Origin of the sequence: Acinetobacter sp. WCHA55, from assembly GCF_002165305.2 — a bacterium.
GTDB lineage: Bacteria > Pseudomonadota > Gammaproteobacteria > Pseudomonadales > Moraxellaceae > Acinetobacter.
This window is the reverse complement of the sequence record NZ_CP032286.1, coordinates 794,623-811,504: the sequence shown is the minus strand read 5'-3', so window position 1 is coordinate 811,504 and position 16,882 is coordinate 794,623. Positions and strand designations below refer to the sequence as shown.

Annotated in this window: 16 protein-coding genes; 6 read left to right on the top strand and 10 right to left on the bottom strand. The window is 42.2% G+C overall.

Features of this window, described 5'->3' with window-relative positions; all coding sequences use genetic code 11:
- The first annotated feature begins 16 nt into the window (after positions 1 to 16).
- On the top strand, positions 17 to 1,411 hold the full coding sequence (locus CDG62_RS06670) for an APC family permease (protein ID WP_087526363.1): 1,395 nt from the start codon (positions 17 to 19) through the stop codon (positions 1,409 to 1,411).
- A 65-nt stretch (positions 1,412 to 1,476) separates the two neighbouring features.
- Here the strand turns inward: CDG62_RS06670 and CDG62_RS06665 are convergent, their stop codons facing one another.
- On the bottom strand, positions 1,477 to 2,031 hold the full coding sequence (locus tag CDG62_RS06665; protein ID WP_087526364.1) for a flavodoxin family protein: 555 nt from the start codon (positions 2,029 to 2,031) through the stop codon (positions 1,477 to 1,479).
- A gap of 95 nt (positions 2,032 to 2,126) precedes the next feature.
- Positions 2,127 to 2,849, bottom strand: a complete 723-nt coding sequence (locus tag CDG62_RS06660) for an SDR family NAD(P)-dependent oxidoreductase (protein ID WP_228254427.1) — start codon at positions 2,847 to 2,849, stop codon at positions 2,127 to 2,129.
- Between the two features lie 176 nt (positions 2,850 to 3,025).
- Between CDG62_RS06660 and CDG62_RS06655 the strand changes: the two genes are divergently transcribed.
- Positions 3,026 to 3,412 carry a winged helix-turn-helix transcriptional regulator gene (locus CDG62_RS06655; protein ID WP_004695464.1) on the top strand — a complete coding sequence of 129 codons (387 nt, stop codon included), beginning with the start codon at positions 3,026 to 3,028 and terminating at the stop codon, positions 3,410 to 3,412.
- A 24-nt stretch (positions 3,413 to 3,436) separates the two neighbouring features.
- Here the strand turns inward: CDG62_RS06655 and CDG62_RS06650 are convergent, their stop codons facing one another.
- The 8 genes from CDG62_RS06650 to rplU all read right to left on the bottom strand — a co-directional run bounded on the left by CDG62_RS06650 (position 3,437) and on the right by rplU (position 11,312).
- Complete coding sequence (locus CDG62_RS06650) at positions 3,437 to 3,916, bottom strand: tRNA (cytidine(34)-2'-O)-methyltransferase (RefSeq protein ID WP_087526366.1); 480 nt, start codon at positions 3,914 to 3,916, stop codon at positions 3,437 to 3,439.
- A 32-nt stretch (positions 3,917 to 3,948) separates the two neighbouring features.
- Entirely contained in the window at positions 3,949 to 5,325 is a 1,377-nt protein-coding gene (cysG, locus tag CDG62_RS06645) for a siroheme synthase CysG (RefSeq protein ID WP_087526367.1), read from the bottom strand.
- A gap of 76 nt (positions 5,326 to 5,401) precedes the next feature.
- A complete protein-coding gene (serS, locus tag CDG62_RS06640; protein WP_087526368.1) occupies positions 5,402 to 6,673 on the bottom strand; it encodes a serine--tRNA ligase in 1,272 nt (423 codons plus the stop codon).
- A 100-nt stretch (positions 6,674 to 6,773) separates the two neighbouring features.
- Entirely contained in the window at positions 6,774 to 7,586 is an 813-nt protein-coding gene (locus CDG62_RS06635) for an RsiV family protein (RefSeq protein ID WP_213070687.1), read from the bottom strand.
- Between the two features lie 131 nt (positions 7,587 to 7,717).
- The gene (gene lolA / locus CDG62_RS06630; protein WP_010327331.1) at positions 7,718 to 8,416 is read right to left on the bottom strand and encodes an outer membrane lipoprotein chaperone LolA; all 699 of its coding nucleotides are present in this window, start codon (positions 8,414 to 8,416) and stop codon (positions 7,718 to 7,720) included.
- A 219-nt stretch (positions 8,417 to 8,635) separates the two neighbouring features.
- On the bottom strand, positions 8,636 to 10,546 hold the full coding sequence (locus CDG62_RS19770; protein WP_162904013.1) for a YadA-like family protein: 1,911 nt from the start codon (positions 10,544 to 10,546) through the stop codon (positions 8,636 to 8,638).
- 180 nt (positions 10,547 to 10,726) lie between these two features.
- Positions 10,727 to 10,981, bottom strand: coding sequence for a 50S ribosomal protein L27 (rpmA, locus tag CDG62_RS06615; protein ID WP_004695443.1), 255 nt, complete (start codon positions 10,979 to 10,981; stop codon positions 10,727 to 10,729).
- Between the two features lie 19 nt (positions 10,982 to 11,000).
- Complete coding sequence (gene rplU, locus CDG62_RS06610; RefSeq protein WP_004695441.1) at positions 11,001 to 11,312, bottom strand: 50S ribosomal protein L21; 312 nt, start codon at positions 11,310 to 11,312, stop codon at positions 11,001 to 11,003.
- Positions 11,313 to 11,780: 468 nt separating this feature from the next.
- Here rplU and sdsA point away from each other — a divergent pair, with 468 nt between their 5' ends.
- The 4 genes from sdsA to CDG62_RS06590 all read left to right on the top strand — a co-directional run bounded on the left by sdsA (position 11,781) and on the right by CDG62_RS06590 (position 16,871).
- Positions 11,781 to 12,758, top strand: coding sequence for an All-trans-nonaprenyl-diphosphate synthase (gene sdsA / locus CDG62_RS06605; protein WP_087526370.1), 978 nt, complete (start codon positions 11,781 to 11,783; stop codon positions 12,756 to 12,758).
- Between the two features lie 33 nt (positions 12,759 to 12,791).
- Positions 12,792 to 14,846 carry a site-specific recombinase gene (locus tag CDG62_RS06600; RefSeq protein WP_087526371.1) on the top strand — a complete coding sequence of 685 codons (2,055 nt, stop codon included), beginning with the start codon at positions 12,792 to 12,794 and terminating at the stop codon, positions 14,844 to 14,846.
- Positions 14,847 to 14,992: 146 nt separating this feature from the next.
- Positions 14,993 to 15,604 carry a phosphatase PAP2 family protein gene (locus CDG62_RS06595; RefSeq protein ID WP_087526372.1) on the top strand — a complete coding sequence of 204 codons (612 nt, stop codon included), beginning with the start codon at positions 14,993 to 14,995 and terminating at the stop codon, positions 15,602 to 15,604.
- 25 nt (positions 15,605 to 15,629) lie between these two features.
- Complete coding sequence (locus CDG62_RS06590) at positions 15,630 to 16,871, top strand: efflux RND transporter periplasmic adaptor subunit (RefSeq protein WP_087526373.1); 1,242 nt, start codon at positions 15,630 to 15,632, stop codon at positions 16,869 to 16,871.
- Positions 16,872 to 16,882 lie beyond the last annotated feature (11 nt).

Sequence of the window (16,882 nt, the reverse complement as noted above, 5' to 3'; positions counted from 1 at the left end):
TAAGAGGATAACGCCGTTGACTAATATTTCTGGGACTCAATCGGCAGCTAAACTGCAAAAAACGCTAGGTCTCTGGCACATCATTATTATTGGTTTAGCTTATATTCAACCAATGACATTATTTGATACTTTCGGTTTAGTATCAGAAGAAAGTCATTATCATGTACCGACGTCATATATCATTGCTTTAGTTGCAATCTTATTCACGTCGATCAGTTATGGTCACATGATTCGTCGCTACCCTTCCTCGGGTTCAGCCTATACTTATGCACAAAAATCCATCCATCCCAATGTTGGATTTATGGTGGGTTGGTCATCATGGTTAGACTATTTATTGTCTCCAATGGTCAACATCATTCTTGCTGTGATTTACCTAGAAGCCTTATTTCCTGATGTAAACCATTGGGTTTGGGTAGTAGGCTTAACTGCATTTATGACGGCGGTCAACTTACGCGGTGCACGCTTCGTTGCAAACTTTAATGGCTTAATTGTTTTGGTACAGTTAGCAGTTATCGCATACTTTACCTGGATGGTTTACAGCTTACTTGCAAGTGGCGTCAATGCTGATGGTACTTTGGTCAATGCGAAATATCAGTTATGGAGCTTAGAGCCATTTTGGAATGAACTTACTACACTGGGTCCCCTAATTACTGGTGCGACTTTACTGTGCTTCTCATTCACTGGTTTCGACTCACTTAGCTCACTTGCAGAAGAAACAAAAGATACCGAGAAAACTCTACCTAAAGCGATTTTCTTAACAGCACTTTTGGCTGGTGTGATATTTATTATCAGCACCTACTTCATGCAGATTTACTTCCCGAACGATCCTAAGACGTACTTTGAGGATGTTGCTGCAACACAGCCTGACATTTTACAAGCCGTTGGTGGCGTTGCATTTAAAACGGTGGTGCTGTACTTCGCGATTGTAACCGTTATGGCATCGGGTATTTCAGCACATGCAGGCGTTTCACGTTTAATGTATGTAATGGGCCGTGATGGTGTGATTAACAAGAAGATTTTTGGTCATATTAGTCCGAAAAGCTTCACACCATCTTATAATATTTTAATTGTAGGTGCTGTAGCATTAACCGCGGGCTTCATGGACTTGGACATCGTCATTTCGATGATTAGTTTCGGGGCTTTAACGGCATTTACCTTTGTAAACTTATCCGTTATTTCGCGTTATGCTCTGCGTGATGGTCGCACAAAGAATATTAAAGATATCTTGAGCTTTGTCGTCATTCCAATGTGTGGATTCCTCAGTATCTTTGCCATGTGGTTAGAGATTGAAGAAACTGCATTGAAATTCGGTTTGTGGTGGGCAATGTTTGGTATTTTATACTTAGGTTATAAAACCAAAGGCTTTAAGCAACCAGCACCACAACATAATGAATTTGATGATCACCCATAATCTCTCATTCAAAAAGAAAAAGACGCCAAGTGCGTCTTTTTCTTTTTGAGAATATAGCTAAAAAACTAACCCTTAAATTGTTGAGTAATTTTGGCAATGCGTTGTGCATAAACTTTTGCAGTCTCTAAATCCCCTGCTGGGATCTCATCCACACTTGCATCCGAAGGTGTTTGCACCAATAAGCCGACAGAACCACCCAAGTTATTCACATCTTGACGGGTTGCAGCTTTGCTGTTGGCTGGCAATAAACCCAAGCTCACCCAAATACCGCCATGCTGCGACGCAAGTGTTTGCAATTGGATTAAGGTCACTTGCTTATCCCCATTGAGGCTTGCACTATTGGTAAATCCACCAAAAATCTTATCTTGCCATGCGCGGGTAAACCATTTCTTTGAAGATGCATCAGCAAACTTTTTAAACTGCCACGGTGCAGTGCCCATATAGGTCGGTGCGCCAAATACAATTGCATCAGATTGATCCAATATCAGCCAATCTTGCTCCTGAATGTCTCCATTTAGATCAATCTCTACCAGATTTGCACCAATTTCTTGCGCAAACGTTTGAGCAATCACTTTGGTATGACCATAACCTGAAAAATAAACAACAGAAATTTTCGACATTTTAGTTTCCTCTTTTAAATCACATCATTTGCATGGGCCAATCAAATGTGACATCGCACCATGTAAACCATTAAAAATAAATCATATGTAATATTTTAAACACTTGCCTGATCAGGCTTAAGTTTCACATAACTTGCCACTTCAGCACTTAAACCTTGTTTAAGCTGTTGAGTCTTTTCTCCAACCAAGACCTCATAAGCATTTTGCTCGATGCCTTGAAAAATTTCTTGAGCCACTGTTTCCGGTTCAATCTTCGGAATAGGTAATGAACGAGTCAAATCGGTGTCAATAAAACCCACATGTACGCCCATCACCTGAATGTTAAATTGAGACAACCACTGGCGACTTGAGTTGGTATATGACCATGCTGCTGCTTTGGAAATAGCATAACTCACTAAAGATGTACTAGGCTCCCATGACACATCTGAGAGAATGTTGACCACATAAGCCTGTTGGCTCTTTTGCAAAATTGGAGCAAAAATCTGGGTTACTCTCATCAAGCCCAATAAATTAGTTTCCAAAATCTTTTGCGTGGTTGTAATGATATTTGCATCGACAGGATGCTCATTCAAAAGGGCAATGCCTGCATTATTCACAAGAATCGTGGTATCTGCACATTGTTCGGCAGCCTGCTGAATAGACGCTTCATTATTCACATCCACTTGGATCGGAATAAGCCCCTCTTCATGAAAGTTGCGGGTCTGACGCATACCCACATAAATTTTTTTAGCACCCTGACGGCGAGCCTCTCGAGCGATGGCAAGCCCCAAGCCACGATTCGCACCCGTAATAAAAACAACCGCTTCTGAAACATTCATCCTATGATCCATCCAATTAGCCCGTATTTTGCGAAAGCGTCGTCTAAAAACAGCGCTGCATTGAGTCTGTATTCATGATACACTTATGAAATCTAGTATCAATTAGTTACCACTTGGTAACTGGTCAAATTCACTGTTTCAGATGAAGATAGAACGTAAAAGGAACATATTTACAGATGAATAAACCCATGAAATTTAATATTTTTCACCCAGACTGCCCTGCTCGTCTTTTTTTTGAAAAATTTGCAGACAAGTGGATTTTATTGATTGTATATACGTTGGATCAAGAATCGCAGCACTTTAATGAGCTCAAGAAAAACGTTTTAGGTATTTCACCTAAAGTGCTTTCGCAAAAATTGAAGATATTAGAGCGCGATGGTTTTCTGACACGAACCATTCATGAAGATAACGTGATACGAGTGGAGTATGCCTTAACTGAGATTGGCAAAGACTTTGCTCAAAATGCCTATCAAATGAAAGATTGGGTCGAAGCTAATATGCTTAAAGTTTTAAAATCCAGAGCGGGATTCGATCAAAAGCTAGAAAAAACAGAGCCTGCTTAAGCAGGCTCTGTCACAGCAATTTGATTAGGCTAAAGGCTTAAAACCCTGCTGACGCCATGCTTCATAAACAATTACAGCTGTCGCATTGGATAAGTTCAAACTGCGCGAGTTTTCAGCCATAGGTAGACGAATCCAATGCTCTTTTGGAAATAACATACGAACCTGTTCAGGCAAACCACGCGTCTCAGGCCCCATGAGTAAAGCCACGGGTCGATTCAAATCCGAAGTATGTGGTGTTTCCGTTCCTTTAGTGGTTAAAGGATAAATCGCGTTGATATCAACCCCTTTTTTTGCTAAATCTGCTAAACACTCATCGAATGTTTCCCAAATTTGCATGCGTGCCCACTCATGGTAGTCCAAACCTGCGCGTTTTAGTTTTTTATCATCCAGCTCAAAGCCGAGAGGCTTAACCAAATGTAGCTGCGCTCCAGTATTGGCACATAAACGAATGATATTGCCTGTGTTTGCAGGAATTTCGGGCTCGTATAAAACAACATGGATCACAGCTTTTCTCTACTTTTTCAATTTGGCAAAAGTTAATCTTGCCATTGTAATTGTTCACGCAAACTCACTACATCGCCAATGATGGTCAATGTAGGTGCTTGAATATGATGCTCTTCAACTTTAGATGCAATATCGGCCAAAGTACCTACTACGACTTTTTGCTCAGGCGTTGTTCCTTTCGAGATCAACGCAACTGGCATGTCTGGGCGTTGACCATGCGCAATCAGTTTTTCACAAATTTTTTCTAAACCAACCAAGCCCATGTACAATACAAGTGTTTGATTTTGATAAACCAACTCATCCCACGGTAATTCAGGTGAACCCTCTTTTAAGTGCCCCGTAAGGAAACGTACGCTTTGTGCATAATCACGATGGGTAAGTGGAATGCCTGCATAAGCGGAACAGCCTGAAGCTGCGGTAATCCCTGGAACCACTTGAAATGGTACACCCGAGGCAAAAAGTTCTTGAATTTCTTCGCCACCACGCCCAAAAATAAATGGATCACCACCTTTTAAACGACAAACACGCTGACCTTTCGAAGCATATTCCACCAACAAGGCATTGATACCTTCTTGTGGCACAGCATGGTTAGATCGCGCTTTACCCACATAAATCTTGGTTGCATCACGGCGGCAAAGTTCCATAATCGCAGGGGAAACCAAACGATCATAAATCACTACATCAGCTTGTTGCATCAAACGCAAAGCCTTGAGGGTCAGTAGCTCAGGATCACCAGGACCTGCACCGACCAAATACACCTCACCTTTTGGTGTTTTCCACTCTGACAACGCTTGTTCGATTAAACGATCTGCTTCAGCAAGGTTGTCATGAAAAACCTGTTCTTTCAGCGGACTTGCATATAAGTCTTCCCAAAAAACACGGCGCTCATCAGGACTGGAAATTTTCGCTTTCACCGCAGCACGCCATTTTCCTGAAAACTCAGCCAACTTGCCCATCCCATGTGGAATACTGGTTTCAAGCTGGGTACGAATTTGGCGAGATAAAACAGGAGATGTCCCATTGCTGGCAACTGAAATCACCAAAGGGGAACGATCGACAATGGCTGGAACCATAAAACGACAATGCGGTGGATCATCAACACTGTTGACCAGTATTTTTAGCGCTTCACAGTCCTCAAAGACTTGAGTATTCACCGCATAATCATCTGTTGCAGCAATCACTAAACGATAGTCATTGAGTTGAATCTGCGCAGGATATAGCGCTTGGATATATTGCCCTTGGCTTTCTTCAACCAGTTGCAATAAATTTGCATCAATATCAGGAGCAATGATATGAATCACCGCCCCTGCTTTATGTAACAACACTGCCTTACGGTAAGCAATATGCCCACCACCGACAATCAGACAAGGTTGCTGCTGCAACTTTAAAGAGATTGGAAAAATATCCACACACGACCTCAATGAGTTTTATCTGACTGTCTTAAAGCAATTATTGTGCACAAAACTTTGCAGTACATCGACTTTATTAGTCAATGTACTCAGCACCGCCCATATATGGACGAAGCACGGTCGGAATTTCAATCGAACCATCAGCACGTTGGTAGTTTTCCATGACCGCAAGTAAAGTACGACCCACAGCCAAACCTGAACCATTCAGCGTATGTACAAACTCAGTTTTCTTTTGGTCTGCACGATAGCGTGCTTTCATACGACGCGCTTGGAAGTCACCCATGTTTGAACATGAAGAAATTTCGCGATACGTATTTTGGCTTGGCACCCAAACTTCAAGATCGTAAGTTTTAGTTGCACCAAAGCCCATATCACCACCACAAAGAATAATCTTACGGTACGGCAAACCTAGTGCTTTCAAAATCCCTTCAGCATGACTTGTAAGCTCTTCAAGCGCTTGCATTGAGTCTTCAGGTTTAACAATTTGCACCATTTCTACTTTGTCGAATTGGTGCTGACGAATCAAACCACGTGTATCACGCCCATACGAACCCGCTTCACTACGGAAACATGGGGTATGTGCTGCGTATTTCAGTGGTAAACGATCTGCATCAATGATTTCATCACGCACGAAGTTAGTTACAGGCACTTCCGCAGTTGGAATGAGGTAATACTCTTTTTCACCTTGTAATTTGAACAAATCTTCTTCAAATTTAGGCAATTGGCCTGTCCCACGGAGTGAGTCAGCATTGACTAAATACGGCACATACGCTTCGGTATAACCATTTTCTAAGGTATGCGTATTCAACATAAACTGGGTAATTGCACGTTGTAGACGCGCAAGTGGCCCTTTAAGCACACTGAAACGAGAACCTGTCAATTTGGTCGCTGTTTCAAACTCAAGACCGCCCATCCACTCACCTAAGTCAGTGTGATCTTTAATTTCGAAGTCAAACGTACGCGGCGTACCCCATGTGAGGATTTCCACGTTATCGCTTTCGTCTTTTCCTTCTGGAACAGACTCGTCTGGCAAGTTTGGAATGCTAAGTGATTTAGCTTCAAGTTCAGCTTGTAATTCAGACAAAGCGACTTCTGCCGCTTTTATTTCATCACCAATCGCTGACATGCGCGCCATAATTTCAGATGCATCGCCACCAGCTTTCTTAATTTGGCCAACTTGTTTTGCACCCGAATTACGTTCTGCCTGAAGAGATTCAGTTTTGGATTGAATCTCTTTACGGCGAGCTTCTAGTGATGCCCATTCTTCAACATTCAGTTGTACACCACGTTTTGCTAAGGCTAAATTTACAGCCTCAATATTATTTCTGAGTAATTTCGGGTCGATCATAGCCAATCTTTTGCAAAGAAAAAAACTGGCTATAGTGTAAGCGCTTCAGGCCGAAAAATACAGTCACGCGATCACTAGCTGTGGCTTATTACAGCAATTTTCATGGCTTTTCTTTACCCGCTTTTTCTCGCTCAGCGGCATAATCGACAAAACTTGGTAAATATTCCGACTTAATTAAGCCGCTGGCTTGTTGATACGGTAAAACCAATTCAGACATCCCTTCTGCATAAGAGGCTAATTCATATAAGGGATAAACAAAGACAATACCCTTAGCACTCATATAATAATTGTCTGTCAGCTTTAATTGCTCACGTGAAATATTATGATCGGACAGCCACATACTATTGGCACTATACAATGCATCTAATAACTGAGACTCCGTCTTGTCTACCACGATGTCACTCAGTGCAACACGTTTTTTCGTTGCCAAATCCAAGGTGATATATTCGTTATGATACATGCCATGTGCGGCACGCGCAGGGTAGTGATAATACATCAAAACAAAATCAGCATATTTACCACGTTGCGCTACATAACGAACATCAGATAAAGTTTCACTGAGCATGTTTTCATCAATCTGCAACTTTGCCTGCTTCGAACTTTCAAACGCCACAGGATTGGCTTTTTTCATCCGCTCATCAAAATATTGATTGATCCATGGCACATTGGTTTCCAAACTATACAACTGATATTTAGTACACCCTTCCTCATCACACGCAATAGAACGCGCCAATTGTAAGGGTCTAACTTTCGCCTCAATCAGTGGCAAGGTCTGTGTGACTTGAGCTGGTTTAGCTGTCTCATCCTTTTTTTCAACATTACTGTCATTTTGTGGCTGGCATGCGCTGAGCAATCCAACACACAACATCATTGCGAAAACAGATCCAATTTTATTGTTATGAAGTAATATCATGATTTACCCGCAGTTACGTATTCAATAGCTCAGACTATACAAAGCACAGCCATAACTTCCCACCACGTTATGTAACCAAAAGTGACCCAATAAAAAACCACCCGAAGGTGGTTTTAAACAACAGATTCATTTTACTGGTCAATAATGTCTGTACCTTTAGGCGGAGTAAAATTAAAGGTCGAAGCTGGAATATTGGTATTTACCTTGGTGTTATTAAAACGCACATAGGTGGTTTGTCCCAAAGAATCTTCTAAGATCATTAGCGTTGGCGCATTTTTCGCACCAAAACTGATCGTTAAACTTTGAAACGCACCATCATCGCTTTTTGGGTACAAGGTATAGTAGGTTTTGCTCTGATTTGGTTGCGTAATACGGTATGACTTACGAATCTGTTCCGTATTCCCTGACAATAAGAGTGCAGGTGTATTCGCCACCTGTTCATCTAAAGTCTGACGAACAGCTTGCTGTAAGTCTGGATCATAAATCCAAACCGTTTTGCCCGAAGTCACAATGGTTTGTTTCGCAGGGCTTGTAGTTTCCCAATAGAATTTCCCTGGACGCTCAACTTTCATCACCCCTTTAAAGGTCTGATTCATATGCTGAGCAGATAAACCTTGTTTCTTCGGCGCTTTAGATGAATTTGTGACTTTGGTGGTTTGCTCAAAGTTAGAACTGATACTTTGAATACCACTTAACTGTTTCACTAAACTCGTCGTCGCTTGTTGCTCCGAAGCTGCAACCGGAGCTGCAAATACTGTACTGCTCATAACAGGTCCAAGTGTTACGACACCCACTGTCATTGCACATAAAGTCTTACGAAGCATTTTCATAATCTCACCTTTTATAATTTGCGCAGTCGCAATTTGTTAGATGAGCTATCTTAAATCAAATTTTATGGCTAATAATTGAGAATATAAGAAGATTTGTATATTTATTGGAGCTTAATGTTGTGAAATATCCATCATGATGAAGAACTCAGTTTGAGTTAAGATATGAAAAAGCCCCTAAATCACTAGAGGCTTTTTCGCTTAAGTTAAGATAGTTCACTGTTATTTCCACTGCCAACCAATTGCTGCACCTGCTCCGAAGTCACCTTCACTATTGGTTGTTACAGCTACTTTGTATACATATTTGTTACTTTCAGTCACTCCACTAAGACCGAATGCATACCCTTGCTCTCCTTCCCATGTACCCACACCGGCACTAAACATGTTGTAGCCCGCATCTGTCGGTTGTGGTAAAGATGCTATTGCAATACTTGATGCCACTGCGGCATAGGTTCGATCTTCGAGTTTTCGCATGTCTTGATTCAAGGCATTTACACGACTATCAGTATAAGCATTTGCTTGGTTAAGGGTTTGTTGCCCAACTTGGTTTACGTAAGTTTTTGCTTCATTCAAGATGTAGGTATCAGCAGCATCCATCACTTCTCTAGAAATCCCATTGGTACCATTTGCACCTTTAAGACTGTCCAACCATTGAGTAATGCTACCCTCAAAGCCATTACTAACTGCAACATCATAAGCACTAAAACCTGTTGCACCAGTCATACCTGTGTTACCCATATCGCCTTTTAAGCTAGCGAGCCATTCGGTGATGGTGCCGTCAAAACCATTAACTTGCGCAACTTGATAAGCATTGTATCCTGTTGCACCTGTTGCTCCAATATCACCTTTCACACCTTGTAAACCTTGAAGACCTTGAAGACCTTGCTCACCTTGCGCTCCAGTATCACCTTTTACACCTTGGATACCTTGAAGACCTTGTTCACCTTGCGCTCCAGTGTCACCTTTCACACCTTTCACACCTTGGATACCTTGTTCACCTTGTGCCCCTGTTGCGCCTGTAGCTCCAGTATCACCTTTCACACCTTGTAAACCTTGAAGACCTTGCTCACCTTGCGCTCCAGTGTCACCTTTCACACCTTGGATACCTTGCTCGCCCTGTAAACCTTGAAGACCTTGCTCACCTTGTGCTCCAGTATCACCTTTCACACCTTGGATACCTTGCTCGCCCTGTAAACCTTGGAGACCTTGCTCACCTTGCGCTCCTGTTGCACCAGTATCGCCTTTCACACCTTGGATACCTTGCTCGCCCTGCAAACCTTGGAGACCTTGCTCACCTTGCGCTCCTGTTGCACCAGTATCACCTTTCACACCTTGGATACCTTGCTCGCCCTGTAAACCTTGGAGACCTTGCTCACCTTGTGCTCCTGTTGCACCAGTATCACCTTTCACACCTTGGATACCTTGCTCGCCCTGTAAACCTTGAAGACCTTGCTCACCTTGCGCTCCTGTTGCACCAGTATCGCCTTTCACACCTTGGATACCTTGCTCGCCCTGTAAACCTTGGAGGCCTTGCTCACCTTGCGCTCCTGTTGCACCAGTATCACCTTTCACACCTTGGATACCTTGCTCGCCCTGTAAACCTTGGAGACCTTGCTCACCTTGCTCACCTTGCGCTCCTGTTGCACCAGTATCGCCTTTCACACCTTGGATACCTTGCTCGCCCTGTAAACCTTGGAGACCTTGCTCACCTTGCTCACCTTGCGCTCCTGTTGCACCAGTATCACCTTTCAAACTCTCTAACCATGCCTCCTCTGTACCTATAAAACCATTGTTCACAGCTACCTGATAAGCACTATCACCATCAGCCCCTGCAGGACCAGTAGGACCTGGAGTTCCTGGACAATACCAAGTAGCACCCCACCCATCACATCTTTCTTTATCATCATTGGTTGCCCAAACACTATTTGCAGTCATCATCAAAGCACTAAGTAACAATACTTTTGCAGTAAACTTTTCACTACGAACATATTGATTAGGCTCAAGTGTGTACTGCCGAACTACATTTTTGACTGCAGCACTGATATGACTTTGCTCTTGTTTTAACTTTTGACCAAGAACTTCTGCTACTTGGTTGCCTGGATTACCCAAGCTATTTGTATCTATTTTATTCATATCCGTCTGCCTTTCTTTTAATTTTGTTTCTTTATTACACTCCTATTTTTTGTGACACACATCACCATTTATTGGTATTTAGTGCTTTAATTCAAAATTAAAAATACAAGAAAAATAAGCTAACCAGATGAATAGACAAAAAAAAACCCACAAAATGTGGGTTTTTCTTACAATTAAAACTTACGCTTCAACAGTTACGTAGCGACGGCCAAACTGACCTTTCACTTCGAATTTTACTACGCCGTCAGCGGTTGCAAACAAAGTATGGTCACGGCCCATACCAACGTTTTGACCTGCGTGGAATTCTGTACCACGTTGACGAACGATGATGTTACCAGCAGTCACAGATTGACCACCGTAAATTTTAACACCAAGCATTTTAGGGTTCGAATCACGACCGTTCTTAGTCGAACCACCGGCTTTTTTAGTTGCCATGTCTCATTACTCCTCGTGATTAGCCTGAAATAGCTGTAATTTTCAACTCAGTGAACCATTGACGGTGACCTTGTTGTTTACGGTAGTGTTTACGACGACGCATTTTTACAATACGGATTTTGTCGTGACGACCATGGCTAACTACTTCAGCAGTTACAGTAGCACCAGCAACAACTGGAGCACCGATTTGAATGCTGTCGCCATTTACTAGCATTAATACGTCATCAAACGTAATAGTTGCGCCAGTTTCAGCTTTCAACAATTCAACTTTAAGGGTTTCACCCTCTACAACACGGTGCTGTTTACCACCGCTTTGGATTACTGCGTACATAATGTACTCCAAACATGCCCGTGTCGTCGTGCCGATAAAGGAAGATATCGATCTTAATACGAACGCCACTGGGGTTAATCAAGGGCAAGGATTTTAAGTGATATTGACTCAAACAACAAGAGATTTGCCGAACTTATTAGACTAAATTAACGATTATTTAATAATCGAGAAAAACTCAATCAACAAATTACAGTTCAACTCTGGCTTGAGTTTGCTTACAATGAAATAGATTTTTAAAATCAATCCGCTATAGTATGGATGAATTAATTTTAAAAATGTAAATAAGCCTACAAATACAGTACGCTTATACATTGGGGAAATAAGGAACTGTCTTTCGTAAAATACAGCCTCGCACACTAACGAGTCTTATTTTATGATTGAAATGAATTATTTAGACAGGTATCCATATTTACACAATACTGGTAATGCTGATTTTTATCACTTTATATAGATGAGGCCGCTCTTCAAATGACCATCGATTTTAAGCAAGATATTCTCGCCCCTGTAGCTCAAGACTTTGCCACGATGGACACATTTATTAATGAAGGCATTACCTCTAAAGTGGCATTAGTCATGGCGGTAAGTAAACATGTGGTTGAAGCAGGTGGTAAACGCATGCGTCCAATTATGTGTTTATTGGCTGCCAAAGCCTGTGGCGCAGCAGATTTAGAACGTCAACGTAAACTTGCTGCCATCATTGAAATGCTGCATACCGCAACCTTAGTCCATGATGATGTGGTTGATGAATCTGGCTTACGTCGTGGTCGCCCAACTGCCAATGCAACTTGGAACAATCAGACCGCAGTACTGGTTGGTGACTTTCTAATTTCACGCGCTTTTGATTTGTTGGTCGATCTCGGTGATATGACCTTACTCAAAGATTTTTCTACAGGAACTTGTGAAATAGCCGAAGGTGAAGTACTACAACTTCAAGCACAGCACCAGCCTGAAACCACAGAACAAACGTATTTAGATATTATTCACGGTAAAACGTCGCGTTTATTTGAACTAGCAACTGAAGGTGCTGCCATTCTTTCGGGGACACCGCAATACCGTGAACCACTGCGTTTATTTGCAGGCCACTTTGGCAATGCCTTTCAAATCATTGATGATATTTTGGATTACACCTCAGATGCGGAAACATTAGGTAAAAATATTGGCGATGATTTAATGGAAGGCAAACCGACTTTGCCGTTAATCTCAGCATTGAAAAATACAACGGGTGAAGAACATGACGTTGTTCGTAGAAGTATTGCGACAGGAGGAACGGCAGATCTTGATCAAGTTATTGCTATCGTAAACAGTTCTGGCGCACTTGATTACTGTCGACAACGGGCGCATGAAGAAACCGAAGCCGCACTTCAAGCCTTACAGGCTTTACCAGAGAGCCAATATCGTCAAGCACTGGTCAATTTAACCCAACTGGCTTTACATCGAATTCAATAACAAATGATGCTTTAAAATGTTTTTAACTTGCCTATGCATATAAAATTTAATGATCTGTTTTCTCAAATGCAGCAACAGCTTGAGCAACCTCAAGCTGTTTTAAATGATCAACTTTTAATTGAGTTGGTGGAGCGTATTCGTCCAACGGATGCATATCAAACCGATGAAATCCATCAAAAAATTCAAGCACTCATTCAAGCATTGCTCATCACTCCCGATGCCGCATCGACATTACAAAGCTTTGTACTACGGCTTATTTCTCAATATAAACAAACCAGTCTTTATGCCGACACAGGTATCTTGTCTTTAGATGGGTTTTGGAACCAATTGTCACAGCGTTTAGGAGCACACTTTCTCCCACTGATTAATGACGAAACTCAACTGCAAGATTTAGTCCGTCGCCTTTTCCCCAACCGAAGTGATAAATATTGGCTCGATAACATCCGAGACAGTGACTGGCTACAACTGCTGAACCTGCTCAATCTCGGGCATGCCAATCAAAAAGAAAAAGTCAAAATTCGCAGTGAAGTGATTAAAGCCATTACGGTGCTGTCTTATCGGATTAGTGGTATTGGTTTATATCCAGAGTTTATTAATGCGCAGCCTGAACTGACCGAATATGAGTCGCCTTTTTTAGTTCAGAACCGCGAAATTATCGAGTTCATTCAACAGTATAAAAAGGCACATCAAGAAGCAGAAAGCTCTAGTGTGGTTGCCCCACCCGACGCTTCACAAGCACTGGTCATGATTGAGCAGTGTCGCGATGTAGTATTAAAAATTCGCCGTGCGACCAAACGTATTGGGGTCAGTGTCAGTTTAACCTATCTGATTTCCTTACTTGAGCAATGCTTAGACCGTGTCGAACTATTGCTCAATTTAATCGTAGAAGAAGGCGAAGCACACTATGAAGCGGTGAGTCTGCTCTTGGTCGACATTACCGCTGCAATTTATAGTGAACGGAGTGTACGCTCTTTACTGACGACCAATAGTGAATTGATTGCTTTACAGGTCACTGAAAATGCCAGTAAAACGGGCGAACACTATGTAAGTACAGACAAACAAGGCTTTTTAGCCATGTATAAGTCTGCAGCAGGTGCAGGTGTCATCATTGCAACCATGGCGACTCTAAAAATATTGTCGGCAAGAATGATCATGGCACCGCTCATGCAAGCATTTGTTTACAGCATGAACTACTCATTGGGGTTTATGCTGATTCATGTGTTGCACTTTACTGTGGCAACCAAACAACCAGCGATGACGGCAGCGGCACTCGCGGCAACCGTACAACAACGTAAAGGGTCAAAAACAGCACAAATTGCTGAATTAGCAGCGCTGATTATTAACATTATTCGCACGCAATTTATTGCTATTTTGGGAAATATCTCAATTGCCATCCCTGTTGCCGCCTTTATTACATGGGCATGGGCAACTGGCATGCATGAACCGCTACTCAACCATGCAAAAGCTGCGAAAGTGTTACATGACTTAAACCCTTTTACCTCTTTAGCCATTCCGCACGCCGCGATTGCGGGTGTCTGTTTGTTTTTATCGGGACTTTTGGCAGGCTATTTTGACAATATGGCAGTTTATCGCAAAGTCGGTCCACGCTTAAAAGCACACCCTCGCCTCAAAACAATCATGGGGCAAGAACGACTCGACAAATTTGCAGGTTATATAGAACGCAACTTAGGTGCGTTGGCGGGTAATTTTCTATTCGGGATTATGCTAGGAAGTATGGGAACCATTGGTTATATTTTGGGTTTACCCCTGGATATTCGCCATATTGCCTTTGCTTCTGCAAACTTCATTCAAGGTCTGATGAATATTAATGGCAGTCCCGAGATTGGCTTGATTATTGTATCTTTTCTCGGGGTGCTCGCTATTGGTCTGACGAACTTATTTGTCAGTTTTACCCTCACGATTATTGTAGCTTTACGTGCACGTCGGGTCCGCTTTGAACAATGGAAACCTTTAGCAAAATTGGTTTTAACCCATTTTCTAACGCGACCAAGTGACTTCTTTTGGCCACCGAAAGTACCTCTTGAAGTTGAGGAAAGTTCGAACAATACAAAACACCATACAAAATGATTTTGTACCGATTTTGAGCTCTTGTTACACTGTAAACAAAATTTTATACATGATTAATCAACACTTGAATTAAAGTGTACTAATGAGTACACTTTAACCCAGTAAATAACCGCGCTTAAATCGGTTGAAATGACACGAGTTCCAACATGCCTTACTTGTTGCTTTTTATAGGTGTTATTTTATTTATAATCAGTGTATTAGCTTTAAGCATTCAACTACTCACCGCTTTAGATCTGGCGATGGTCGAATATTTCAGCACATTAAGAACTGAACCTATAGATAAACTTGCAATACTTTTATCGGCACTTGGTGGCATGCCATTTGTATTATTTCTAACCACTCTATGGTGTTTCCATCGTGCATGGTATAAAAAGTATAGAGATGTTGTTTTTATTGGTTTAGGCGTTGTTGGAAGTATTGCTTCTGCTTGGCTACTTAAATTTCTAATTTCAAGACCACGCCCACCAGAAATGTTTCACCTAGTGACGAGCTATGGTGCTTCCTTTCCGAGTGCGCACAGTATGTATGCTGCCACTTTGGCGTGTCTTGCCATTTTCTTAAGTCGACCATTTCCTGCACATCGTTATGTTGTATTCATTGCTCTTTTATGGATGCTGATGATGGGAATTTCAAGAGTCTATCTTGGAGTACATTTTCCGTCCGACGTTCTCGCAGGTTGGAGCATTAGTATTATCTGGATTTCACTGCTTTACATCTTGTGTGGCAGATATACCCAATTAAATACAAATTATTTTTAGATAAGAATCTAATCGAGGTGGAACAATGATGTCGGCAAAGCTTTGGGCCCCAGCCCTTACCGCTTGCGCATTAGCAACGAGTATTGCACTTGTTGGTTGTAGCAAAGACCCAAAGGATGCGCAGCAAGCTGGCGCTTCTCAACAAATGCCACCTACTGAAGTCGGTGTCATTGTTGCACAACCACAAAATGTAGAACAATCTGTAGAGTTATCTGGCAGAACCACGGCATTTGAAGTTTCTGAAGTTCGCCCACAAACGAGTGGAATAATTCTAAAACGTTTGTTTGCGGAAGGCAGTTATGTACGTGAAGGTCAGGCTCTTTATGAACTTGATTCTCGTACCAACCGCGCAACATTTGATAATGCCAAAGCAGCATTATTACAACAAGAAGCGAATTTAAGCTCACTGAAAACCAAACTCAATCGTTATCAACAACTGGTTTCAAGCAACGCTGTTGCGAAACAGGACTATGACGACTTAGTAGGTCAAGTAAATGTCGCTGAGGCACAAGTGGCAGCAGCACGTGCACAAGTTAAAAATGCTGAAGTGGACTTAGGTTACTCAACCATCCGCTCACCAATTTCAGGTCAAACCAACCGCTCTACAGTTACTGCCGGTGCTTTGGTGACTGCAAACCAAACAGAACCATTGGTGACAATTCAACGTTTAGACCCGATCTATGTTGATATCAACCAATCGAGTTCTGAACTTCTTCGTTTACGTCAACAATTGAGTAAAGGTAGCTTAGACAGCAGTAACAACACGCGTGTGAAGCTGAAACTAGAAGATGGTAGTGACTATCCAATCGAAGGCCGTTTAGCGTTCTCTGATGCTAGTGTCAATCCAGATACAGGGACTGTGACGATTCGTGCGGTGTTCCCGAACCCGAATCACTTGTTGCTTCCAGGTATGTTTGCCAATGCGCAAATCGTTCAAGGCGTAATCCCGAATGCGATGTTAGTGCCGCAAATTGCAGTGACTCGCACACCAACAGGTCAAGCGATGGCAATGATTGTGAATGACAAAGGCGTAGTAGAACCTCGTCAAATCACCACCGTTGGCACTCAAGGCCAAGACTGGATTGTGACCGCAGGCCTTAAAACAGGCGAGAAAGTTATTGTTGACGGAATAGCGAAAGTTAAAGCTGAACAGAAAGTTGTTGCGAAACCGTATCAACCTCAAGCAGCACCTCAAGCTCCAACAACGGATGCTAAAAAGACAGAAGCTAGTGCGAAAACTGAACAAAAAGCTACTTCAAACACATAAGGGGTAGACTG